General features: G+C 51.1%; 22 protein-coding genes. 15 read left to right on the forward strand and 7 right to left on the reverse strand.

Annotated elements, in window-relative coordinates; translation table 11 throughout:
- The first annotated feature begins 146 nt into the window (after positions 1-146).
- Together KI379_RS05290 and KI379_RS05295 are read left to right on the forward strand one after the other, a co-directional pair.
- Complete coding sequence (locus KI379_RS05290) at positions 147-644, forward strand: RNA polymerase sigma factor (RefSeq protein WP_212982973.1); 498 nt, start codon at positions 147-149, stop codon at positions 642-644.
- Positions 634-1,629 carry an anti-sigma factor gene (locus KI379_RS05295; RefSeq protein WP_212982974.1) on the forward strand — a complete coding sequence of 332 codons (996 nt, stop codon included), beginning with the start codon at positions 634-636 and terminating at the stop codon, positions 1,627-1,629. The genes KI379_RS05290 and KI379_RS05295 overlap by 11 nt, the downstream gene beginning before the upstream one ends.
- Before the next feature lie 64 nt (positions 1,630-1,693).
- Here KI379_RS05295 and KI379_RS05300 read toward each other — a convergent pair whose 3' ends face one another.
- Entirely contained in the window at positions 1,694-2,656 is a 963-nt protein-coding gene (locus KI379_RS05300; RefSeq protein ID WP_212982975.1) for a helix-turn-helix transcriptional regulator, read from the reverse strand.
- Positions 2,657-2,783: 127 nt separating this feature from the next.
- Here KI379_RS05300 and KI379_RS05305 point away from each other — a divergent pair, with 127 nt between their 5' ends.
- From KI379_RS05305 to KI379_RS05320, 4 genes are all read left to right on the forward strand, one after another.
- On the forward strand, positions 2,784-3,302 hold the full coding sequence (locus KI379_RS05305; protein WP_212982976.1) for a DinB family protein: 519 nt from the start codon (positions 2,784-2,786) through the stop codon (positions 3,300-3,302).
- Positions 3,303-3,518: 216 nt separating this feature from the next.
- A complete protein-coding gene (locus KI379_RS05310) occupies positions 3,519-4,373 on the forward strand; it encodes a methyltransferase domain-containing protein (protein ID WP_212982977.1) in 855 nt (284 codons plus the stop codon).
- A gap of 149 nt (positions 4,374-4,522) precedes the next feature.
- Complete coding sequence (locus KI379_RS05315) at positions 4,523-5,149, forward strand: hypothetical protein (RefSeq protein WP_076169164.1); 627 nt, start codon at positions 4,523-4,525, stop codon at positions 5,147-5,149.
- Between the two features lie 70 nt (positions 5,150-5,219).
- Positions 5,220-6,212 carry a phosphotransferase enzyme family protein gene (locus KI379_RS05320; RefSeq protein ID WP_076169163.1) on the forward strand — a complete coding sequence of 331 codons (993 nt, stop codon included), beginning with the start codon at positions 5,220-5,222 and terminating at the stop codon, positions 6,210-6,212.
- Positions 6,213-6,343: 131 nt separating this feature from the next.
- Here KI379_RS05320 and KI379_RS05325 read toward each other — a convergent pair whose 3' ends face one another.
- The gene (locus KI379_RS05325) at positions 6,344-7,069 is read right to left on the reverse strand and encodes an SDR family oxidoreductase (RefSeq protein WP_212982978.1); all 726 of its coding nucleotides are present in this window, start codon (positions 7,067-7,069) and stop codon (positions 6,344-6,346) included.
- A gap of 95 nt (positions 7,070-7,164) precedes the next feature.
- Between KI379_RS05325 and KI379_RS05330 the strand changes: the two genes are divergently transcribed.
- The 4 genes from KI379_RS05330 to KI379_RS05345 all read left to right on the forward strand — a co-directional run bounded on the left by KI379_RS05330 (position 7,165) and on the right by KI379_RS05345 (position 10,804).
- On the forward strand, positions 7,165-7,764 hold the full coding sequence (locus KI379_RS05330; RefSeq protein WP_212982979.1) for a TetR/AcrR family transcriptional regulator: 600 nt from the start codon (positions 7,165-7,167) through the stop codon (positions 7,762-7,764).
- A gap of 202 nt (positions 7,765-7,966) precedes the next feature.
- Positions 7,967-8,998, forward strand: a complete 1,032-nt coding sequence (locus KI379_RS05335; RefSeq protein ID WP_076169160.1) for an ROK family protein — start codon at positions 7,967-7,969, stop codon at positions 8,996-8,998.
- 11 nt (positions 8,999-9,009) lie between these two features.
- Positions 9,010-10,242: an MFS transporter gene (locus tag KI379_RS05340; RefSeq protein ID WP_212982980.1), complete on the forward strand. Its 1,233-nt coding sequence runs from the start codon at positions 9,010-9,012 to the stop codon at positions 10,240-10,242.
- 1 nt (position 10,243) lies between these two features.
- Complete coding sequence (locus KI379_RS05345) at positions 10,244-10,804, forward strand: sugar O-acetyltransferase (protein WP_212982981.1); 561 nt, start codon at positions 10,244-10,246, stop codon at positions 10,802-10,804.
- Positions 10,805-10,920: 116 nt separating this feature from the next.
- On the opposite strand, the gene KI379_RS05350 is transcribed toward KI379_RS05345, so the two are convergent.
- Positions 10,921-13,497 carry an Ig-like domain-containing protein gene (locus KI379_RS05350; protein ID WP_212982982.1) on the reverse strand — a complete coding sequence of 859 codons (2,577 nt, stop codon included), beginning with the start codon at positions 13,495-13,497 and terminating at the stop codon, positions 10,921-10,923.
- A 252-nt stretch (positions 13,498-13,749) separates the two neighbouring features.
- On the opposite strand from KI379_RS05350, the gene KI379_RS05355 reads away from it, so the two are divergent.
- Together KI379_RS05355 and KI379_RS05360 are read left to right on the forward strand one after the other, a co-directional pair.
- The gene (locus KI379_RS05355; RefSeq protein WP_212982983.1) at positions 13,750-14,556 is read left to right on the forward strand and encodes an AraC family transcriptional regulator; all 807 of its coding nucleotides are present in this window, start codon (positions 13,750-13,752) and stop codon (positions 14,554-14,556) included.
- A gap of 139 nt (positions 14,557-14,695) precedes the next feature.
- Positions 14,696-15,493 carry a TetR/AcrR family transcriptional regulator gene (locus tag KI379_RS05360; protein WP_076169156.1) on the forward strand — a complete coding sequence of 266 codons (798 nt, stop codon included), beginning with the start codon at positions 14,696-14,698 and terminating at the stop codon, positions 15,491-15,493.
- Positions 15,494-15,568: 75 nt separating this feature from the next.
- On the opposite strand, the gene KI379_RS05365 is transcribed toward KI379_RS05360, so the two are convergent.
- Positions 15,569-17,116, reverse strand: a complete 1,548-nt coding sequence (locus KI379_RS05365) for an MFS transporter (protein ID WP_212982984.1) — start codon at positions 17,114-17,116, stop codon at positions 15,569-15,571.
- 268 nt (positions 17,117-17,384) lie between these two features.
- Between KI379_RS05365 and KI379_RS05370 the strand changes: the two genes are divergently transcribed.
- Positions 17,385-18,314, forward strand: coding sequence for a phosphotransferase family protein (locus KI379_RS05370; protein WP_212982985.1), 930 nt, complete (start codon positions 17,385-17,387; stop codon positions 18,312-18,314).
- Here the strand turns inward: KI379_RS05370 and KI379_RS05375 are convergent.
- Both KI379_RS05375 and KI379_RS05380 read right to left on the reverse strand, forming a co-directional pair.
- On the reverse strand, positions 18,309-18,806 hold the full coding sequence (locus KI379_RS05375; protein ID WP_244879198.1) for a YqgE/AlgH family protein: 498 nt from the start codon (positions 18,804-18,806) through the stop codon (positions 18,309-18,311). The two genes, KI379_RS05370 and KI379_RS05375, sit on opposite strands and share 6 nt — an antisense overlap.
- Entirely contained in the window at positions 18,806-19,591 is a 786-nt protein-coding gene (locus KI379_RS05380) for a hypothetical protein (protein ID WP_076169153.1), read from the reverse strand. The genes KI379_RS05375 and KI379_RS05380 overlap by 1 nt, the downstream gene beginning before the upstream one ends.
- 121 nt (positions 19,592-19,712) lie before the next feature.
- On the opposite strand from KI379_RS05380, the gene KI379_RS05385 reads away from it, so the two are divergent.
- The gene (locus tag KI379_RS05385) at positions 19,713-20,348 is read left to right on the forward strand and encodes a CBO0543 family protein (protein WP_143811823.1); all 636 of its coding nucleotides are present in this window, start codon (positions 19,713-19,715) and stop codon (positions 20,346-20,348) included.
- A gap of 159 nt (positions 20,349-20,507) precedes the next feature.
- Here KI379_RS05385 and KI379_RS05390 read toward each other — a convergent pair whose 3' ends face one another.
- Complete coding sequence (locus KI379_RS05390; protein WP_089546225.1) at positions 20,508-20,933, reverse strand: VOC family protein; 426 nt, start codon at positions 20,931-20,933, stop codon at positions 20,508-20,510.
- A gap of 212 nt (positions 20,934-21,145) precedes the next feature.
- Here KI379_RS05390 and KI379_RS05395 point away from each other — a divergent pair, with 212 nt between their 5' ends.
- A complete protein-coding gene (locus KI379_RS05395; RefSeq protein ID WP_089550092.1) occupies positions 21,146-22,024 on the forward strand; it encodes a sigma-70 family RNA polymerase sigma factor in 879 nt (292 codons plus the stop codon).
- Positions 22,025-22,091 lie beyond the last annotated feature (67 nt).

A 22,091-nucleotide genomic window follows, 5' to 3' on the forward strand; every position in this document is an offset into this window, starting at 1 on the left:
GATAAGATCGGCTGTTTTTTTTGTTTAATTCATGGCTGTTGCGATCCACCGATAGGTCCGATTCTACGAGACGAGATATCTTTTTTGCCGCACTTGTATACATATGCACCTATCCAAACGTTGTACTGCTTGGAGGGAGGTTGAAAGTGGATAACGAGCAGATGCTGCGGCTGATGCAGGATAAAATGAAACAGATTCAGCGGTACCTGATTCGCCTGGGGGCAAGCAGGGCTGACGCCGAGGATATCGTCCAGGACGCGGTATATAAAGGTCTCTTGTATATTGATTCCATTGGGCCTGATAAGTTTTCGGCGTGGCTGTACCGGGTCGCACTCAATCGATATTACGATTTGCTCCGAAAACGCAAACGAATCGAGATTTCGATGGAAGAGGCGAATGTGGAAGGCAGTGAAATTCCAGAGGAAATCCTGCTGCGAAAGGAACGGAGAGAAGAGATCGAAAAGGTGATGGAAGAGCTGGCTCCGATCTATAAACAGCTGCTTATTTTAAAATACGAACTGGGTTTTAGCTATAAAGAAATCTCTGAACTCATAGCCATTCGTGAGGAGAAGGTGAAGACGTACCTATATCGGGCACGCAAACTATTTCAGAAAAAATATGGAGGACTATACGATGAACGATAACGAATCCAGCTTTGAGGATGGGGCGAAGCTGTCGGCTCTCGTCAAGAAGGCACGCCGCAGAACGATACTTAGGAACGCAATCATATCATTGGCAGTTACGATATTTATCCTTGCGGGAGGGTGGTTTACGAATTTACAGCTTCAGTACAGAAGCGAAAAACATGCAATGCGTGACATTGAGATGCTTAAAGCGATCAGTGGTCCGAATCAGTATATATTAGGTTTCCAGATTAACTACGGCTTTCTCCATGGTACGCTTGAATATCGGACATATAAGGTTGTAGAGGGAGTCCCGGTCATCTGGGGGGAGGAAAACTACGATTTTAGCTCATGGGGAAGTTTTTCCCGCTTTTTCGGCGACTATTCTGACCTGTCGCTTATGGACCCAGAAATGGAGGCCAAAGGATTTCATTATTCACGCCCCTATAACCGTTATAACGGAGAAAGAGAGATGCTGTTCTATCTTCCGAGCGTAAAATACGCGAACTACCTTAACGAGCTTCCGCAGCTGAAGGACATGGATGGACGGAAGCGGGTTGAAATGGGCATTTCTTTTGATAAAAATTATTCGGTAGAGCAGATCAAGGCGATGCTTCCGCCAGGTGTCCATCCCGTGTGGTATTGGGTAGATACTTACTCGGATATGAAGCCCTATACGGCCGCTAAAATGCCTGATGGATCCGTTGTTGATCCGTTTCCTGACTGGGCGAGCAGCGTATACGGTTTTGGAATTCATCCAGATAGTGATGATATTTCAGAAAAGAACTTTCTTGACGCCCTGGAATATGGAGTGCATCACAATCGAAAATATAAGCAGGAATTTAAGCGGATTTATGATTATTTACGCAAGGATAAGGAACAACCGGAAACAAGCGACGTGCGCCTGTTTGGCGTTGTCGTAACGGGAATGGCTGAGAGCCTGAAAGCATTGCAGGGCCAACCCTATGTAAAAGCAGCCGTCATGGGTGCAACCGTCGACAGATGAATGAAGTGTCCCGACTTCATCAGGAAAAGAAGGTATTCGGTCAGTGCGAACGGATACCTTCTTTTTAACTCATGGGATCAAAATAGCATTTTGTGATCGTTTCTATTTTTCGCCGGATATAAGCTACAGCCTCGATAGGCTCCACGATTTTTGCTTCTCCCCCTAAGGGCCAAATCAAATCCGTGAAAAATTCGATTTTCTGAACGGGGATCCGCATGCGTAAAGTACCTCTTCCATCTTCATGGAGTTCTATGTGAGCACTGAACCAGACGTTGGTTTCAAGCGAACGTACGCCTTCTTCTGTTAATTCGACCAACAAGTCGCACTGCTGATCGAAGCGGGACAAGTCCGGTGTGATCCAATCAAATACCGATCGGCCACCCAGATCCTTCCGGTCAGGAAAGCCGTCGTTCACACTCGCGAAGCTGATTCGGTCTGCGCGGAAAAGCCGGTAGGTCTGGCGGAGGAAGCAATAGGCCGGACAATACCAGTATCCCTCGCTCGCATAGAGACCGATGGGCTGAATATCTCTTTGCGTGATGCCATCGCCGGATTTATACGCAATAGTCACGACGCTGTCGTTCATGATCGCTTGCAGCAGGGTCTGAAGGAAGTCGGCGGACATCGTCCGATATGGATTCCAGATGACGACCCGATTTCGCAGCCGGTCGATCTGCTCCTTCGCATCGGCAGGCAAGTAGTGATAAAACTTGTGAATCGCCGAAGCCGCACTCTCGTCAAAGGGAACGGAACCAAAGTACTGCAGGGATTGGCAGGCAAAAAATACGGCGACCGCTTCGTTCTCTGAAAAGGCAATCGGCGGAAGCATCCTTTCTTGAAGCAGCCGGTAACCGCCGCCGCGCCCCTGCACGGAATAGATCGGAAACCCTACCTCGCTCAGTTCCTGCAAATCCCGGGTAATCGTCCGCGGAGACAAGCCGAACTCGTCGGCAAGCTCCCTGACCGTAAACGACCTTTTGGCGTTAATCACCATCATTAATTGAATCAGGCGCTGTGATTTGATCAATACACGCTCATCCCTCGCCACATATTTTTTATCCTTATTATCACATAAAATAAGCCAAGTTCTGACTTATTTAGGTGTTATATTCATGCTCGTAATGATTCTTTGCCCCGAAGAAAGGATGAGAGACATGAATCCGGAAGTATCCCGCATCAAGGATTTGCTGTTTGAAGAGATGGAGCTGGCGCTCACGACAATCGCCTCGCTGCTCTCCATGATTGAGGAGGAGCACTGGGAATATCGTCCTCGCGAGAACATGCGGAGCTTAATCGAGCTTGCCCGCCATCTTGTTCAGGTCCCCGAGCAAGAACTGGCCATTTTGCAGGAACAACCCATGGAGCAGGTTAGAAGTCTGGTCATGTCCGTTATGCATGTAAAGGACGCAGCCGCCCTGTCAGAGGTTATGCATCGCGGAGTCTCAGCGTTAAAAGACTACATGAACAACTTGGATGAGGCAGACCTGCTGCACAAATCGACCGCCCCTTTTTTTGCCAAGCACCAGCCTTCTGTTCAGATCAAATGGTTGATCGAGATTACGACGCATATCTATCACCACCGCGGCCAAATGTTTACCTATATGAAGCAGCTTGGCATCCCGGTTTCGATGTATGATCTGTACGGACCGGCGTCAAAATCGTGGACGTTATGAGGCATAGGCGGAAAATAGATGTGCAGATGGAACAGTGTAGAAGTAATAAAAAAACCGGCACAAAGTGTGCCGGTTCCATGCATTAATGGGTTTACTAAAAAAGCCATAGATACATAATAGTTTATAAAAAAATTGAAGATAAGTCTATTTCTTTTTTTGGGTAGATTGTATGTTATATTAGCGACCGCGGCGCAAATACGTTAAGGGAGATCCTTCATGGAGCCATATTATTGGGATGGTCAAATCGAGTATTTAAAAAGGTCTACTGCCTTGTATTATAACGATGATTATATTGATTTTTTGATTCATCGCGTATGGAACATTGATGATCCCGTTCGAATCGTAGATTTTGGATGCGGGTTTGGGCACTTGGGGCTCCGATTGCTGCCTCTGCTGCCAGCCGGTTCGGAATATGTCGGTGTCGATGCCGGTGTTAAGCTGATAGAGCACGCAAGAGAGCTCTTTCGAAATCTACCATACCGGTCGGAGTTCATTGCCGCGGATTTTAACTCGGTATGCTTTGATGAGGAATTTGATCTTGCCGTATGCCACGCGGTGCTGCTGCATATGAACGACCCGCTTTGCACGCTGAAAAGAATGAAAGCTTCTGTCAAACCCGAAGGAAAAGTTGCTGCATTCGAGCCTCACTGGATCGGAAATAGTGCAGGTTTCCACTTGGATGGCATGGATCAGTCCACGGTGATTCCATTAGGGCAGTTGCAGGAGTTGTTTGAGCGAGACTTGAAACGCACCGGTAAGGACGGAAACATCGGAATCAAGCTGCCTTTATATTTCAATCGGTTGGGATTACGTAATGTCCAATGCCGGATGAGCGATAAAGTAAACATTTATGATCCCACAGCGAAGATAGGTACCGATATTTATGAAGCTATGCAGTTCAGTAGCCCGGGGGAGCGTTCAGCATTTATTGATAGCCTGTTAAAGAGAGGAATGTCAATAGAAGAGGCCATCCGACAATATGAATGTGAAAATGCAATGTCGGAGTTCTTTACCTCATCAACAGCGGCCACCTATGCAGCGGGTATGAAAATTACCTTCGGAACGGTGTAAAAGATAACCCACCCAAAACTATGAAGCAAATCAAAGCAGCGGATCCCAACGATCGGCTGCTTTTTTTCGCTAACCGCGCGGATAACCTCATTTTATAACGCACTATATGGTACAATTTGGAATTATGGGAACATCTTTGGGGAGGTAACATGCGCTTAAAAGCATGCATATTGATCATCTTTTTCGTCTTAACGGGATGTACTGCAGAGAGTAAAGAGACAACCGCACCGGAAGGGGAAGCAAGTCCTGCCAAAATAGAGCTGGTGCCTGTTGATTTGTTCAAGGGGGAGGCAGCCAAGTTTCAGCCGTTCCTCGGGGCGATGTCCGGTGCATTTAAGCTGAAATATGAAGGAAGCAAGCCGATCGCTAATTTGGACATAGACATTTGGAAGGACGGTCAGAGAGTAGATTCTATAGGCTGGATAGGGGATGTGTTTTACAGTCCGGATGAGCAGAAGAATAACGAAATAGAAGTGATCATATCCACGGATATGGTATCCATTGGGGAGAAGGACGAGTCCGCAACCATTAAGGTAGGCATTGTTAATCGCTCGGGAACAGACTTAGCCACATTTCACATCCCTTGGGACAAAAAGCTGACGGCCCGAGGATTGATCCAGGATGCGGAGCCGCGTTCGTTTACGGCCGATCAGGCCGTGCATGTGTTTGGCATGCAAGCCACAAGCTCCAATACCATGCGTACATCGGATCTTTCAACGGAGTCGTTAAGCCGAACGGAGTGGGCACTCGTATTCACCTTACAGTTTGAGGCGTAATAACCTTTAAGGCAAAGTTCCAGCGTGTTTCCTAATATCTTATGAAACTTTATATTCACAAGGAGATCTCATGGACCCCCAAATAAAATTAATGTTCCTGAACGAGCATGCCGCAGAAGGTGCCGCCCGGTTTGGCGTCAGCCCAAAGGAGCTGACTTTCATCGGCGGCTTTCAGAACTTTATTTATTCCTACATGAAGGGCGATTCAAAATATATCCTCCGTTTCACCCCGAGCACGCTTCGCACATGGAAAGGACTTGCGGCTGAGATCGAATGGATTCGTTATCTTTCAGCGAATGGACTTTCTGTTTCAGAACCGGTATCTTCAGTTGACGGGAAAGACATTGAACAGGTGCATGGAAATATGATTGATTTCTATGTAACGTCATTCAGGCACGCGGTTGGTCGCAAGATTGGATATCCGGAGTGCTTAGGAAATGCATTGCTTTATGAACAATGCGGACGCATCACCGGACATCTGCACGAACTGTCGAAGCGTTATAATCCAACGCTCAGAAGACATACTTGGAAGTCTAATGAATACCTCTTGCAGGCCAAAAATGTGCTGCCCTCAGAGCATCAACCGATTCTTCAGGCCCTGGATGAGCTTAAAGCACAGCTGGCTGTCCTGCCATCTGCAGAGGATCAATTTGGTTTGATCCACGGGGATATGAATGTCGGGAATTTTATGGTGGATGAAGCTGGAGGAATCACACTTTTCGACTTCGACGAATGCCAGTACAGCTGGTATGTCGAAGACATCGCCGTTCAGCTATATTACTTGCTGTATGTTTTTGGTGAAGATTCGAAATCCGAACGGAAGGCGCAGTATGAACTTTTTATCAAACATTTCGTGCGTGGCTATACCGCGGATGGGCGTACTATGCCTGATGGCTGGAAAGACCTTCTGCCGCTCTTCCTTAGACTGCGTGAAATCATTGTATTCGTCGGTATGCACCGGAGCTGGGATTTACGTGAACCGGACGATTGGACCCGCGACTTTTTGCAGGATAGTCAGATGCGGATCACGAATGGAATGTCATTAATCGACGAGTTCTTTTAAATGATCAAAAATCATTTATGTTTGTGCATCGAAAGTTAGCACTCAGGCTGCCGCTTCATAACGGCAGCCTGTTCAGCGTCACAAGAAATACTCATGATTCCATGATGAGGACGTTGTCGGATGCATCGGTGCTACCGAAGTCGCAGCCCGCCGTCCACCTCCAGCACGGTTCCGGTCACAAACGTGTTATCGATTAAGTAACGGACCGCTTTGGCAATATCCTCCGGCTGGCCTATTCTGTTAACCGGGGCCTGCTCTTTGTAAAATTCATACGCGGCGTTTTTTTGATCTTTCGGCAGCCAATTCCACCAAGGCGTATCCACGACACCAGGAGATATAGCGTTAACGCGTACAGGTGCCAGCTCTTGTGCCAATATGGGAACCATAGACTCCAGGGCGGCGTTAATCGCAGCGAGTCCGGCATTGCCTGGCGCATGGGAACGGGCCGAAATCGCAGTGAGGAAGGTGATCGAGCCGCTGCCGCTCAACGTATTCAGGCTGAGCTGGGCAGACGTCACTTGCGGCCAAAACTTGGCATCGAAGCCGCTGCGCAATTCATCGAGCGAGAGTTCACGGAAGTTTCCGCCACCTTTAGCCCCCGAGACCGCAATGACCAGGTGATCAAAGCTTCCTTGACGTTCATAAAAAGATTTCAGATCTTCGTAAGAAGCTGCATTAAGCTGCTCTCCTTTAGCGCCAGACCCCAGAAGTTGAAGAGCGGTCTCCAACTTGGCCTGATCCCGCCCCGTGACGATGACGTCAGCACCCAATTCGACCAACAACCGGGCTGATGCCAGCCCCATTCCCGATGTTCCACCCATAATAATGACACGTTGACCTTTTAAAGATTGTTCCATTGGATCGACTCCTCACTGTGCTTGATTGAAGTTCTGGTTTGAATTATAATATATTACGTAACGTTCTGTAAATAAATTATTTTGAGGGAGCTATCATGGATACTGAGCAAGACAAAACAACAGCTGTAGGTCGGCCAAGAAGCCAAAAAGCGTATGAAGCCGTGATGAAGGCGACTCTTGACCTTCTCAAATCGGGCAGGTACCCGAGCTTAACGATGGAAAAAATCGCAAAAGAGGCTGGTGTAGGAAAGCCTACGTTATACCGTTGGTGGCCTGGCGTTCCTTTTATCGTAATGGAGGCGCTGAAACTGCACGCGGATACGGAGATCGGCCTGCCGGATTCAGGCCATCTCAAGAGCGATGTGCTTGAATATTTAAAGCGGACCTTCCGTTCCCTGATAGAAGGAAAGGATGAAATCGTATGCAGTTTGATGGCGGAAGCCCAATTTAACCCTGAATTTGCCGCAGCCTTTCGTGACAACTTTATCTTTTCGCGCAGAGCAGCCTTGATTCGGTTGTTGGAGCGGGGACAGCAGCGTGGCGAATTGCCCAGGGATACAGACTTGGGGCTTATCGCGGACTTGTGTTATGGACCGATGTGGTATCGGCTTCTGAACCGGCATTCGACCCTGGAGGATCCTTTTGTGGATAACCTCGTATCGTACTTATTCGATTCCCCGCGTCCGAAGAACTAAAAATAAATTTGCCGGCTGATTTTAAAAATCGGTCGGCTTTTTTTGCATGGCGTTAATTACTTGCAGCGTCCCGTGTCTTGGTAAAAGGTCATCCAGCTTTAGCACCCGATCAGGATCAATGGGTAGACAGATACAGCAAAATCATTTATGTTATTACTTATTAAAAGTATTTTAATAAGTCCGGAAGGGGAGGGTAGCGGCAATGAATCCCGTGACGCACAATACGATGCGAGTCAAAAAGATGAATCAGGAGCTCGTGCGGCAAGCGCTCAAATCGATGAAGCAGGGTACCAAGTCGATGGTGGCACAAATGACCGGATTAAGCGTGGCGACCTGCGGCAGCATTCTGAACGAAATGCTGGAGACCGGTGAACTGCTCGAGCTGGATCGAGAGGAATCGAGCGGCGGCCGTCCGGCCAGACTGTATCAATATAATGTGAACTATGCTTATATCGCCTGCGTGATCATCCGGGCCGGCGTGAAGGTGCACTCCCTCACGTACAGGGTTGCTAACCTGGCCGGTGAAGCGGTAGAGGAGGGGCAGCAGGAAGCGGGCCGGATCGATGTAGCAGCGATTGAGAAACTGATCGACGGGCTCATCTCCCAATACCCGCAAATCCGGGCGGTTGGGATCGGCGTTCCGGGTGCGGTTTATCAGGGCGTGATCAATGTCAGCGATATACCTGAACTGATTCATGCCCCGCTGGAGGCGATCATTCGCGACAAGCACGGGATCGAGGTCATTCTGGAGAACGACATGAACTCGACCGTGTACGGCTTTTACCGGAAGCAGGAATATGACAGCGAGAAGTCGATTGCGGTTGCGACGTTTCTCGAAGGGAGCTTGCCGGGTGCCGGGCTAATCGTCGATGGACATATTCATCGGGGGAATACCCGCTTTGCCGGAGAGATCGCCTTTTTACCGTATGGTATTTCGCAGGCGGAGCAGCTGCGGCAGCTGCACGACCGGGAGACCTTCCATTCCCTGGCTGCGCATGCGGTGTCCAGCCTGATAGCGGTCATGAACCCGGAGACGATCGCTCTGACGGGAAGTCTGGTACAGGCAGATGATATCCATCTGATCCGCCAGGAATGCCTGAAGTATATCCCGGAGATGCATATGCCGCAGCTGGCGCTGCTGGAACATCCGGATGAGGACTACATGTACGGGCTGACGACCATGACGTTGGAAAGCCTGGCTTATTCCCTGCAATTAGTAGAGAAGCGGAGGTGAGGGTCAGCCCAATGACATCTGTGAAAAGTAAACCGCATCCGGGAACGGTCCGGAATATTCTGTTTCTGCTGTTTGCCCTGCCGGGTCTATCCTTTGCGTCATGGGTCTCCCGCACGCCTGACGTTCGGGACACGCTTCAAGTCTCCACCGCCGGGATGGGCATGATTATATTTGCGATTGCCGCCGGTTCTTTGTTCGGTCTGCTTACGTCAGGTTCGATCGTAGCCCGGAAAGGCGCACGATTTGTCATCCTGATCAGCTCTTTGCTGATTGTGGTTGGCTTCGTCGTTGCGGGAATCGGTACGTCGCTGGCTTCGGTACCCGTAGTTATTATCGGCCTGATTATTTTCGGCGGCGGCTATGGTACGGCGGAGGTTGCGCTTAATGTGGAGGGTTCAGCCGCGGAAAAGGCGTTGAACCGGACGCTCTTACCGGCGTTACACGGCTTTTTCAGTGTGGGGACGCTTGTGGGCGCAGCACTCGGCGCCGCCGCGGTCGCCATCCATCTTCAGGTGATGGTCCATTTCACGATCCTTGCCTTAATTATGGCGGCAGCAGTGCTCTATAGCTGGCGATACCTGCCTGAGGAGTCGGGGAAGGAACCGGCGGGTGCTGGAGCATCTAAAGGATCGGCGATTCAGCAGCAGTTAAAGATGTGGACGGAGAGGCGCACCTTGCTGATTGGAGTCATCGTTTTGGGCATGGCGTTTGCCGAGGGTTCCGCCAATGACTGGCTGCCGCTCACCATGGTGGATGGCTACGGGGTGAGCTCGCTGACAGGTTCATTTATTTACGGATTGTTCGTTGCGGCGATGACGCTGGGACGGTTTACGGGCGGATGGGTTCTGGACCGTTATGGCCGGGTGCCGGTGTTATCCGGATGCGCCGTGGCGGCCATTTTGGGGTTATCGCTGGTGATCTGGGGTCCGAATGACGTTGTGGCCTCCATAGGCGTTGTCCTGTGGGGACTTGGAGCTTCCCTTGGTTTTCCGGTCGGTCTATCGGCGGCGGGAGATGATCCTCAAGGCGCTGCCGCAAGAGTCGGAGCCGTGGCGACCACAGGCTACATCGCTTTTCTGGTGGGCCCGCCTGCGCTGGGGTTCCTTGGAGAGCATTTCGGGTTATTGCACGCACTGATCGCAGTGCTGATCGGCATTGGGATCGCAGGTTCTCTGTCTAGAGCAGCCAAGCCCGTGCAGCTGAACCAAACCTTACATCAAGATGAGAGGGGGCTTCACTCCTGAGATGAAAACAGAAAAACAAAAGATGCTGGACGGCGAATTGTACGTCGCTGCCGACCCTGAATTGACGCGGGAGCGGGCATATGCCCGGCAAATGACCCGCATGTATAACCAGACGACCGAAACGGATGAAGCATTGCGGCTGAAAATCCTGAAGGAGCTGCTGGGCTCAACCGGGAACTTCCTGGCGATGGAGCCTAACATCCGCTTTGACTACGGCTACAATATTCACGTCGGTGAACACTTCTACGCCAACTTTGACTGTACCATCCTGGATGTGTGCGAAGTGAGGATCGGGGACAACTGCTTGTTTGGTCCCGGGGTTCACGTCTATACCGCGACTCACCCGGTGGATCCGTATGAAAGGATCAAGGGGCCGGAATACGGCAAACCCGTAACGATCGGCAACAATGTATGGGTCGGCGGAAGGGCGGTCATCAACCCGGGTGTAACGATCGGCAACAACGTCGTCATCGCTTCCGGAGCGGTCGTGACCAAGGATGTTCCGGACAACACGATCGTGGGAGGCAACCCGGCGAAAGTCATTAAAACGATCGAAGCCTAAGTTGTGATAAAAAAAGGAATCGCCCGAGCGGAAACGGCCGCCGGGCGATTTTTACATTCCGGAAAAAGGGTTATCTCAGAGGGACGCCCACATGCACACATCCCGCAGATTTAAGCTTAGTTGCTTATGGGAGCAAAGTGATCCTCGAGTTTCACATTCGAGAATTTGGCAAAGTTTAATTGCTCGATCGCATTGGCCACATCGTTGCTGTCCACGGCAAAACCGACATAGACCGAATCCTGCATCGCGATGGTTCTCTGACCGATCGGCTTCCATTCCTTGCCGTCCGTCGATCCGTAGGCGTAGAAGGTGTCGCCGTTCCGGCCGAGCTTAAGCCAGTAGCCCTGCTCGACGCCGCCGATTTTGAACGGAATGTCGGGAACCAGCTGAATACCGGCTTCCTGCGCGCTGGATGCGCTGTCCAATGTTTCGGTCAAAGGATCAAAGCCTGAGCCCTGCTGATCTCTACCCGTCAGATAAGCCGACCAGCTTGTTTCTTTGGACAGCTTCACCCAGGATAATCCAAGGGCTGCAGTGGCGCTGTTATCCTGCAAATCATCACGGATCATCAGTCCGGTAAAGGCATGATTGTCAACGGCTCCGATGGCTTCCAGCTTCGCGGTGAATTCCATGTCTCCGGTCATTTCCTTATATACAAAATGAAAATCGTCTTTCGCAGCATCGTTTTCCGGCGATTGCTCGGTGCTTCCTTCGCTCGTTCCCAGCTTGCCGTTGCCTTTAACAGTGATTACGCCGTCCGTCAGACTTCCGGTTCCTTTAATATCCGGGCGGCCGATATCGGCCGATGCCCAGCCTGCATCAGCCAGCGAGCGCGGAGCCGCGTTGACATGGATCGTGGCTGCGGTCGTTTGGGTCGCATTTCCGTCCGTGTCTGTCACTCTGGCGGAAATATTGTAGGAAGCATCCTGAAGTCCCTTGATGGTGTACACATAGGCGCCGCCTTTTTTCACCGCGTCACCAAGGTACTGCGATCCGTTGTATACGGCCACATTGTTGATTTTATTGCCGAATTTGGAGGAGGCTTTGACGTTGACCTCAATGTCCTCTCCCAGAGCAAACTGCGCATTGTTCAGCGGCGCCGCAAGCGTGGCATCCGGATTTTCGGCTGCATGGTCCATGTCGGCCAGACTGTTGAGGTACAGCTCAAGCCAGGTGTAGCCCGTGCCGGTTACCGTCTTATAGGCATCTTGAATGTCCCAGATGTTGTTTTTCTTTTCCCATTGGTCGTCGATTCCGTTCCGATTCGTATCAAAATCGGCGCCGCGCTGCTCCTCGATCACGCCGAATGGGGAAACATACCCGCCAACCTCGTTTTCGGTGTTGATGTATCTGCCGAGGCCCTGCTCCACTTCCGCGACGATTCTTGCGTCGATGGCATCACGCCGCGGGTAGGTCGCCCCCGCCTTCTGCAAAATGGCCTTCAGCAGCGGCTCGTTCGCTTTTTCCACGCCGTGCTGCACGTAATCGTCAAACGCCGGATTGGTCATCCCGTGATTGACACCCGTGCTGTCCGCAGAGAGATACGGTTTGGACGCAAAAGACGTCGGCTGGTCTCCGCTGGCGTCACCGGAGCTTTTCACCAATGGGGACGATCCATCGAGCCATCCCGTCAGCTTGCCGTTGATCCGGTTCCCGGCGATGTAGAAGCCGCCAAGCTTTTTGGATTCGCCCGCATCGATGACCCGGCCGGTTACATTATCCCGAGTGCCTGGACCAGCGATTTCGATATTGTTCATATAATTCGTAAAGGTGAACCCTCCGCCATAGGTGCCGTTAAAGCCCCAGTTATAGATCACATTGTTGGAGAGCTGCACGACCGCCACGTGATCGGCATCCGCCGCGCCGGCATACCCGCCGCCGAGCCTTGGATTCCGGGAAGTATGGCTGGCATACAGATTGTGATGGAACGTCGTTTTGTCTCCGCCGGCGATGCCGCCGTAGCCGTGTCTGCCTTTGGAATGCCCGGACAGGGTGAGGCTCTCCGAAATGAGGGACCATTGGACGGTGCCATTTTCGCCCCTGTACAGCGACAGCGTTTCATCGGTATTCCAGCTGAAGGAGCAGTGGTCAATAATAAAATAGTTGTTGTCCCTGCCCCAGAGCGCATCCATCGAATCGCTGCCGTTGAACACGTTGGTTGCCCCCGGCCGTAAGGAGAGATACCGGAGGATGATGTTCTCCGAGTTGCTGATGTTGGTGTCCCAACCTGCGAGGGTAATGCCGTTGCCTGGCGCGGTTTGCCCGGCGATGGTCAGGTTTTTAATGTTTTTGAACAGCAGGGAGCTTTCCAGCTCGATCGTACCGGATACGTTAAAAACAATCGTGCGGCCTTCCTTCGGCGTGGACGTAATCCCGTAGCGAAGCGATCCCGGGACCGCCTTTTCGTTGGCGCCGTAATCTTCCAGGGTGGTGACGATATAAACGTCGCCCCCGCGGCCGCCGCTCGTATAAGCCCCGCCGCCTTCCGCCCCCGGAAAAGCGGGAATCGATGCGCCCGCAAACTTCTGCTCATCCGCCGACTGGGCCGAAACCGAACCGGAATGCGGCATTCCCACAAATGGAAACGCTACCATAATACTCAGCACAACAGCCATGCTTTTCATTCCTTTGTTCTTCTGTTTCATCCGCTTGCCGTGTAACATAAATGCACCCCTTACTGTTCGATTTGTCATTCGATCACACTTCCTCCCTTTAACGGCATATGGAGCAGGAAGCCCGGCGGAATGCTGTGTCCTCCGCTCCATGGAGCCGCTTACTGCTCTTACTTTAAATCTTTTAGGCTGCTTTTACCTGCCAAAAACGAATTTTTTTATGCCAGAAGTTGCACCCGGTGCTTGTGCAGATACAGACATCCATATTATCTTTTTCATAACAAACCAAGCTTGGCTGCCAGGGTTCACATCAGACCGAAACGGGGGATCGCAATGAAAATCAAATACCAGCACAGGGACCCGCAGTTTCATTTATTCATTTCCACCAACAATACCTATCCTCTGCATCTGCATAAAAACGTCGAAATTGCTATGGTCCTGTCCGGCGGCATTCGTGTCCACATCGATCAACAAGAGTACGTCCTCTCCGAAGGGGACATGGCGATCATTTTCCCTAATCAGCCGCACGGCTATCAAACCATTGACCACAGCCAAATCCTGCTGATCTTCTTTGACGCTTCATTTCCGGGGGATTACACAGGAGATTTGCTTCATTATGTTCCGGACCACCCGGTCGTCCACAAACATCCGGTCGTATCAGGCACCCTGACCAGCTTGTACAAGCTGTATCGCGAACCTGGCGACAGCCGGTTGCTCAAGGCGTACATTTCGGTATTATTAGGGCATGTGCTGCCGCTGCTGTCCCTGAAAAGGGTGGATTACACAAAAGATATGGATCTCTTCCAAAAGATCCTTGCTTATATCGACCTTCATTTTCTGGAGGCGATCAACTTGGACACGCTTTCCAAAGAACTCGGGATCAGCAAGTTCCTCATTTCGCGAATTTTCTCCGAGCAGTTTCACGTCTCGTTCCGCGATTATATCAACGGTCAGCGGGCGGCCTACGCCCACATGCTGCTGCTGTCTACCGCCGAACCGGTCACCGAGATTGCGTTTGACTCCGGCTTCAACAGCTTGCGTTCGTTTTACCGCGTCTTCAAAAAGGAATACGGCATGACTCCGAACGAATTTCGCCGAAGCCTCCTGGAGGGGATGCCTAAGAACGAATCGGCCCGGTGAGTGAAAAAGGCGGGGGACAGAAGTATGGGGGAATGACTCCCGTGACTTTTTAAAATGCAGTCAAATGTGATATACTGTTTATGGTATATACATTTTTTTTGGGCGCATAATGGCTAAGGACGACTAGGGGGTAGATCTGATGAGTAATGAAGAAGTGACACCGGAAGAAGCGGCGAAGATGCTTCCTGCCGGCGCAGCGCTGAGCTGGGGACTGGTGAAGCCTCCGCAGCGGGGGCCCAAGCGGGAGATGAGCATCGACCAGATCGTGTCGAAGGCGATTGAAATCGCGGACCAGGACGGCCTCGCCGCCGTTTCGATGAACCGGATCGCGTCGGCGCTCGGTTTTACGGCGATGTCCCTTTATCGTTATATTCCAAGCAAAGACGACCTGCTCATCCTCATGCAGGATGCGGCATGCGATATTCCGCTGACTCCTGAGCGTCCCCCGCATGAATGGCGGGAGAGTATGCGCGAGTATGTACTCGGAACGGTCGCTATTTTTCGGAAACATCCATGGTATGGGGATATTCCGATCCTCGGCATTCCGATCACGCCTAACAATTTACGGATCGTCGATTGGGCGCTCCGGCCGCTGCGGGACATGCCTCTGGACGATTTCGAGAAAATGTCGATCGTTCTTCTGCTGAGCGGCTATGCCCGTCATTGCGGGATGCTCCAGCGCGACATCGACCGGGCCGTTCAGGCGGGTTCGAGCGAGGAGGAGTTCAGCGGAATCAATTATTCGGTGGCGCTTCAGACGCTGGTGAAGCCTGAACAATATCCGAACCTGTACCCGATCGTCATGTCCGGGGTTTATTCGGGCGAGAACGAGGCCGAAAATACGGTAGGCGATGATTTGGAATTCGGGCTGGAGCGGTTGCTGGACGGGATTGAACAGTATTTGAACCGGAAAATCAGCGGCAGCATACACAAATAAAGCTGCCGCTAAAAAAGGCTGCTTCCAGGGATAATTCCTTGGAAGCAGCCTTTATTCATTTCACTTGCGCTGATCTTACGCAGCGGTGTGGACGGCCTTCTTCTGTTCGCGAAGCATTCCGAGCGTGACTGCGGTGGCCAGGAGCAGGATGACGGCGGAGATCAGGCAGGTGGCGTGCATGGCGGTGATAAACGCTTCACGGGAAGCCTTCATGACCTGCGCCGCAGCATCCGCCGGTAAATGCAGGGCGGCGGCCGATGCGCCAGCAATGGTCTGCCCTGCTGCCTGGGCCGCATCCGGCGCGAGTCCTGAGGGCAGGAACGGGGTGACCGCATGGCGGTAGATGGCCGCAAGGACGCAGCCGAGGAGCGCGATGCCGAATGCGCCTCCGAGTTCGTTGGACGTTTCAATGAGGCCGCCGACGGCTCCTGCACGGTCGGCCGGAGCGACGCCTACGACATAATCGGTGACGAGGGTCATGACGGATACGATGCCCGCGGCGACCAAGGCGGCGCCGACGAGCAGCACGGTCAGCGGCGAGAAGCCTTCCAGGCGGACCTGGGTCAGTACGCCGAATCCGACTGCCGACAGGAGAAAGCCGCCGGCCATGACGCGCGGTCTTCCGTAGATTTGCGACAGTTTACCGGCAATCGGTGCCGCTGCGCCGACCACAACGGAAGGCGCCACGCTCCAGAGGGAAGCGACGAACGGGGAGTATCCAAGAACAGACTGGAGGAACTGGGTATTGATGAGCGAGCTGGCCATGAGCGTAAACGTAGCGATAAAGTTTACGAGGATCGAACCGCCGGTCCGCCGCTCCATCAGCGCACGGATATCGAGCAGCGGATTAGAGATGGTCAACTGGCGCCGTACGAACAGAATGCCGATGAGCAAGCCTGCGGCAAGCAGTGCAGCGGGAAGGATGGCCCAGCCGTCTTCCGCCAGCGTCTTCACGCCGTAAGTCACGGGAAGGATCGCGGCGAGCGCGAGAGTTGAGCTGAATACATCGACTTTGACTTTTGCCGTGCTGCGGGACTCCGGCAGCAAAAACGGCGCGATGATGAGCAGCAGGACCATGGCGGGGATATTGATGAGGAACACAGATCCCCAGGAGAAAGAGTCGAGAAGCAGGCCGCCGATAATCGGCCCGACGGTGACGCCGCCCGCCATGACGGCGCTCCAGATGGCCATCGCCTTCGTCCGCTGTGCCGGGTCCTGGAACATCGTGCGGACGAGCGCCAGCGTCGACGGCATGAGGGTCGAACCGGCGATCCCCAGAATCCCGCGGGCCAGGATCAGCGTTTCGGCCGACTGGGCGTACGCTGCGAACAAAGAGCTTAGGGCGAATCCGACGGAACCGATCATCAGCAGGCGCCGCCGTCCAATCCGGTCGCCGACGGCGCCCATCGTCAGCAGCAGCCCGGCGAGGATGAAGCCGTAAACGTCAAAAATCCATAATTGCTGGGTGGCGGTCGGCAGTAGATCCGCGGCAATGGCCGGTGCCGCGAAGAACAGGACGGACACGTCCATCGAGACGACCATCAGCGGGAGACAAAGGATGCAAAGCGCGATCCATTCTTTGCGGCCGGCCAATTTGGCCGCTGCGGGGGTTGAAATGCTCATTTAAAATCCCTCTCCTTATTGTTTATTGTATAAACAGTAACTTTTGAAAACAGTATATTATATAAACAGTATATGGTCAACACAAAAGAAATGTATTTTTTTCACGGGTACGGGCGGAGCTCTATGGAGCATTGAAGAGCCGCATGATAAACCATATTTTTATTGCCCGGACCCATTTTTCTATGAGACAATCCGGGATATAATGGGTTCAATCCGAAATCGCGGGAAACCGATCGAACGATATGGAAGTGAAAGGGAGGCGGATGGCATGACCGAATACGAAAAACCTATCGTGGACATCGCTTTGGTCGAGGAAACGATAGGCGAGCATCTGGGTGATGGAGCGGTAGAAATCACGCCGATGCAAGGGGGGAACTTAAGCCGCGTTTTTTCCTTTAACCATGAAGGTCAAGGATACGTGATCAAATTCAGCGACCTGGAGGGGGCGTACCAGTCGGAAATCTACGTATCGAATCTGCTGTTCAGCCAGGGCATACCTTTCCCCCGGTGCATCGGACATGGGAAAATAGGGAATCTCGAATATTCCATTTTGGAAAAGATAGAAGGCCGCAATCTGGCGGATTTTTCGGCTGAGGAGCAGCGCCGCCGGCTTCCGGAGCTTATTCGGATTTTGACGCGCTTGAACCATATTGACCTGGGTGGAGCCCGTGGATACGGCTGGATCGGGGCGGGCGGTGACGGTGCGTTCCCAACCTGGAAGGATTATTGGGAATCCGTCTATGCGGAAGACCAAACGGGCAGCTTCTGGGAGAATTGGTACGCCTTATTCCATACCTCCTGTTTGGAGAAAGAGGTATTCGATGAAATTTACAGCCGGTTAACGGCTTATTCACACTTTAACGAACCGTACCGCTATTTTATACATGGGGATTTTCACCAGTGGAACATCTTATCTGACGGCAGCCGGATTACGGGAATTCTGGATTGCAACTGCGCTTACGGCGACTTTCTTGTGGATCTGGCCATTCTGGACCGGCACATGGACGGGCACAACGTCGTACAGGCTTATCAGAACCATCAAGCGCAAGCGGGTATCGTCATCCCCGATTTCAATGAGAGATTAAAGGGCGCTTATTACTTCAAAGGACTGGACGGACTTCGCTTCTATGCCAAAATGGGATGGACCGACGCTTACGAATATACACGCAACTTCCTTCTGGGCTTGGACAAATCATAAGTCTGTTGTTACGTGCTCGGATGGAACGGTTTGCATTTGTGTTTTGGCAACTCCGAGTGCCCTGTTCCCCCACAGCGTCTGCTCAACAAACGGGGCTTGCTCCGCTCTGCATTGGACGATCAATATCACTTCACCGGCTGTGGTCTTGACCGTTCGGATCTTTTTTCGTTTCACAAGGTTTTTGATCAAATCGTAAACAAAGCCAATAGCAAATCCCACAGCCGCTCCAATTAGCCCCCAATAGACCGGACCCCAATGGAGAACAAATCCTCTGGATACCCCAATGGTCCCGCCCATCATGGCTAGGATAAGCCCGATATCGATTAACGAGGTTCCGTCCGTACCATGCATCGTATCAACCAACTTCATATCCATCGAACGATTATCCAGGGGTACAGCGTAAATCTGGACGACATCGTTTTCCTTAAGCTTGCTTATAGCCAGCTCAACGTAGTGTGAATGCTGAAATGTAGAGAAAAATTGGATTCCCATTAGACTTTTTCTCCCTTATGCAGTACAAAATTTTGCGGCTGATAGTTTTCTTTCAAATAATCGGCTTGTTCCCAATCAAACAGTTTTGTCAGCTCTACGGCATTCGTGTAAGAATCATACATGGTAAAGAAATAGACCGAGGGGAAGTAAAGGAACCACTGAACTCCAATCACTTCTCTAGATTTCGGGAAGTCTCCCAGCAAAACGTAATGCAGCGCTTCGATCATATTGGACTGAATGACAATCATCATAGTCATAACAAGCGTCAGAACAGCAGCTAAGATTCGATGAATATATAGTTGTCCAAGACTTGGAATTGTCATTGCCCAGACTAACGCAATCCATGGCTTTTTCTTGTCCAGATAATTGACCTCGAAGGGGCTCATCGAAAAATTCGGGTATTTGGCATTTTCCCTTTTCGCCAGCAGGTGAATCTTATTGATATCGACTGTGGTCCGGTAACTGTCCCATATGGCAAATAAATAAACGGGGATATAGAGATATATGTACTTTTCATTTAATACAGCCTTTGCGTGGGCGATATCTCCGTTAAAAGAATAAACAATGGCCGTATTCAGCTGAGTCTTTTGGTTGATATAAAATTCCCAAAAAAACAATGCAAAGCCGGAAATGAATTTGTGTAATAAGATGTGGCCGAATCCAGGAAAAGCTACGGACCATAACGCTACGACCAGGGGATTACGCTGGTGAAGCTGGATGGTGCCGAACGTCGTGACAAAGGCATGATAATAACGATTTCTATATTTGGCTCTAAAGTTATCCACTTTTCAACGCTCCAATGGAATACAGTGTAATCGAATTTTTTGTCAATTGGCGAAAGATTATTCTTCTTTGGGAGATATAACGCGATTGGCTTAAAGAAGACATGGAATTAGCGGGATTACTTTGGGGAAGTTTAAGGTCAATCCATGGACGATGAATGGTGCAAAAAAAGGAGCTGCATTACTTTTGTCAGACCGATATCCTTCCTTTGAAGAAATCAAAGATGTAGATCGTAAACTTACTGAAATGAGAAGACTGTATTATTATCGCCATGACCTGTTCTCGATTCAATGGTGGTTTTTGTTGGTGCTTTTGATTGTGCCGTGGATCATTTGGTGGAAAGTGGTTGATAAATCAAGACTGAAGGATATTTTACTTTACGGTTTTGCAATAACCATCGTTATTGTTCTTCTGGATGATATTGGAAGTGAGCTCGGATTATGGTCTTACCCTCATCAAGTCTTCAGGCTGATTCCTCGCTTAAGCCCGATTGATTACTCCGTATTACCTGTCATTCATATGTTGATCTATCAGTATTTCAGAAGTTGGAAGTCATTCTTTGTTGCCAACGTCATACTGGCCCTAGGAGCTGCCTTCATTGCAGAGCCTTTCTTTGTCTGGATTGATATTTATGACATGGACCATTGGAAATCTATTTATTCGTTCCCGCTATATATAGCTAAAGCCTGTTTTGTTAAGTGGTCGCTGGAGTTCATGCTATCCAGGGCAAACCGATCACAACAAAAACCTGCGAACTAAAAGAGGGCATTGAGCCCGCTTTTAGTTCCAGGATACAATATTGATAGACTGAATAACGCATCGAAGGCGGATTCGATGCGTTATTTTATGATTTGTTATACGGTACTCTCTTCCTGAAACTGGTTAACCTTGGTGAAAAGGGAGAGCTGTGCCCATGGATTACTGCTGTCCTTTGGCAAGAATCCGGAATGTAATGCCGAATGGATCCGTCACATTGCCGTAAGCGGGACTGAAGAAGCTGGCTTCAAGCGGCGTGTTCACTTGACCGCCCTGTTTCAAGGCGTCAAAGTATCGTGCGGCCTGATCTTTGTCATCGGTTTGCACAACGATGGTCACTGGCGAGCCCTTCTGGTAGCTGCTGCCGGTAACAAGGTCGGACAGTTGGAGCTGCGATTCGCCGATGACCAAGACCGCAAAGGATATCCAGTCTTTTTTCTCCGGCGGCAGCGGGGATTCCGGATTTTCCGGTAAATCGCCCAGCCGCTGTGCATAGACAATCTTGGCTTCCAGCGCTTTGACGTAAAAATCGATGGCCTCATTTGCTTGACCGTTCATTTCAATAAAAGGGATTAAACTCGTGCTCACAACACTCATCTCCTGTACATGTTTTTTACCGGGATACCGACGGACCTTTTATTTGGCAGCGGGATTCCCTTCACTACCCATGTCGTTCGCTGGCAGGTAAACGTGACCGTTAAAGTTAATATATTTTTTTGCGATTTATTTTACGATTTCGGTCACATCCGATAGATTTCTTACGACATATGAGTAATAAGGAAAAGGAAAGGTTGGGGCGCGTGAACAATCACAACGGGCTTGCAGAACAATTCGAATCGCATCGGAATCACCTTCAGTTTGTGGCTTACCGAATACTGGGATCACAGAATGAGGCGGATGACGCCGTACAGGAGTCATGGATACGTCTTAGCCGTTCGGATATGAGCAGCGTGGAAAATATCGGGGGATGGATGACGACGATCGTCTCGCGGGTCTGTTTGGATATGCTCCGAGCCCGTAAATCACGGCATGAAGATCTGACGATAGATCGTGCACCAGAGCCGGTTACCCACTTCCGTGACGGAAGCGACCCGGAGTATGAAGCGCTGATGGCCGACGCTGTGGGGAATGCCATGCTTGTGGTCTTGGGAACATTAAGTCCCGCCGAACGAATCGCGTTCGTGCTGCACGATATTTTCGGCATGTCTTTCGCGGATATCGCTTCCATCCTGGGGAGAAACGAGGCGGCAGCCAGAAAGCTTGCCAGCCGTGCACGTCAACGGGTGAAGGGGGATGAATCGGCTTCGAGAGCAGAAGAACTCAGGCGCAAACAGGAGCTGGTAGATGCATTCCTTGCTGCATCGCGCGCCGGAGATTTTGAGAAACTTCTCTCTATCCTGGATCCGGATGTGGTGACACGAAACGATCCGGCATTTCCGCCGGCCGCAAACGCGCCGGTTGTTCATGGTTCGCAAGCTGCGGCCAAGCAATTCGCCGGCCGTGCCCAAGGCGCCCAGCCTGCGCTCGTGAACGGTTCCGTAGGCGCCGTGATAGGTCCGCTTGATCAAATCCTGTTCGTACTCGTATTTACGGTAAAGAATGATAAAATCACCGAAATCGAAATGATTGCCGATCCGGCGCGCCTGCGCCAGCTTGACCTGGCCTTGTTGAACGATTAACGGGTATAAAGAACACGGAGAAAAGATCATTGAAGCAAGGAAATGGCACCGTTTGCAGCCGTAAGGC

The sequence above is a fragment of the Paenibacillus cineris genome (assembly GCF_018333335.1).
Classification (GTDB): domain Bacteria; phylum Bacillota; class Bacilli; order Paenibacillales; family Paenibacillaceae; genus Paenibacillus_AQ; species Paenibacillus_AQ favisporus.

What these genes read in the sequence shown, in the direction of transcription:
- KI379_RS05295 (WP_212982974.1), top strand. Translation starts at nt 634, where the DNA reads ATGAACGATAACGAATCCAGCTTTGAGGATGGGGCGAAGCTGTCGGCT.
- KI379_RS05305 (WP_212982976.1), top strand. Translation starts at nt 2,784, where the DNA reads ATGAATCCGGAAGTATCCCGCATCAAGGATTTGCTGTTTGAAGAGATG.
- KI379_RS05310 (WP_212982977.1), top strand. Translation starts at nt 3,519, where the DNA reads ATGGAGCCATATTATTGGGATGGTCAAATCGAGTATTTAAAAAGGTCT.
- KI379_RS05315 (WP_076169164.1), top strand. Translation starts at nt 4,523, where the DNA reads ATGCGCTTAAAAGCATGCATATTGATCATCTTTTTCGTCTTAACGGGA.
- KI379_RS05320 (WP_076169163.1), top strand. Translation starts at nt 5,220, where the DNA reads ATGGACCCCCAAATAAAATTAATGTTCCTGAACGAGCATGCCGCAGAA.
- KI379_RS05325 (WP_212982978.1), bottom strand. Translation starts at nt 7,069, where the DNA reads ATGGAACAATCTTTAAAAGGTCAACGTGTCATTATTATGGGTGGAACA.
- KI379_RS05330 (WP_212982979.1), top strand. Translation starts at nt 7,165, where the DNA reads ATGGATACTGAGCAAGACAAAACAACAGCTGTAGGTCGGCCAAGAAGC.
- KI379_RS05335 (WP_076169160.1), top strand. Translation starts at nt 7,967, where the DNA reads ATGAATCCCGTGACGCACAATACGATGCGAGTCAAAAAGATGAATCAG.
- KI379_RS05340 (WP_212982980.1), top strand. Translation starts at nt 9,010, where the DNA reads ATGACATCTGTGAAAAGTAAACCGCATCCGGGAACGGTCCGGAATATT.
- KI379_RS05345 (WP_212982981.1), top strand. Translation starts at nt 10,244, where the DNA reads ATGAAAACAGAAAAACAAAAGATGCTGGACGGCGAATTGTACGTCGCT.
- KI379_RS05350 (WP_212982982.1), bottom strand. Translation starts at nt 13,497, where the DNA reads ATGACAAATCGAACAGTAAGGGGTGCATTTATGTTACACGGCAAGCGG.
- KI379_RS05355 (WP_212982983.1), top strand. Translation starts at nt 13,750, where the DNA reads ATGAAAATCAAATACCAGCACAGGGACCCGCAGTTTCATTTATTCATT.
- KI379_RS05360 (WP_076169156.1), top strand. Translation starts at nt 14,696, where the DNA reads ATGAGTAATGAAGAAGTGACACCGGAAGAAGCGGCGAAGATGCTTCCT.
- KI379_RS05365 (WP_212982984.1), bottom strand. Translation starts at nt 17,116, where the DNA reads ATGAGCATTTCAACCCCCGCAGCGGCCAAATTGGCCGGCCGCAAAGAA.
- KI379_RS05370 (WP_212982985.1), top strand. Translation starts at nt 17,385, where the DNA reads ATGACCGAATACGAAAAACCTATCGTGGACATCGCTTTGGTCGAGGAA.
- KI379_RS05375 (WP_244879198.1), bottom strand. Translation starts at nt 18,806, where the DNA reads ATGGGAATCCAATTTTTCTCTACATTTCAGCATTCACACTACGTTGAG.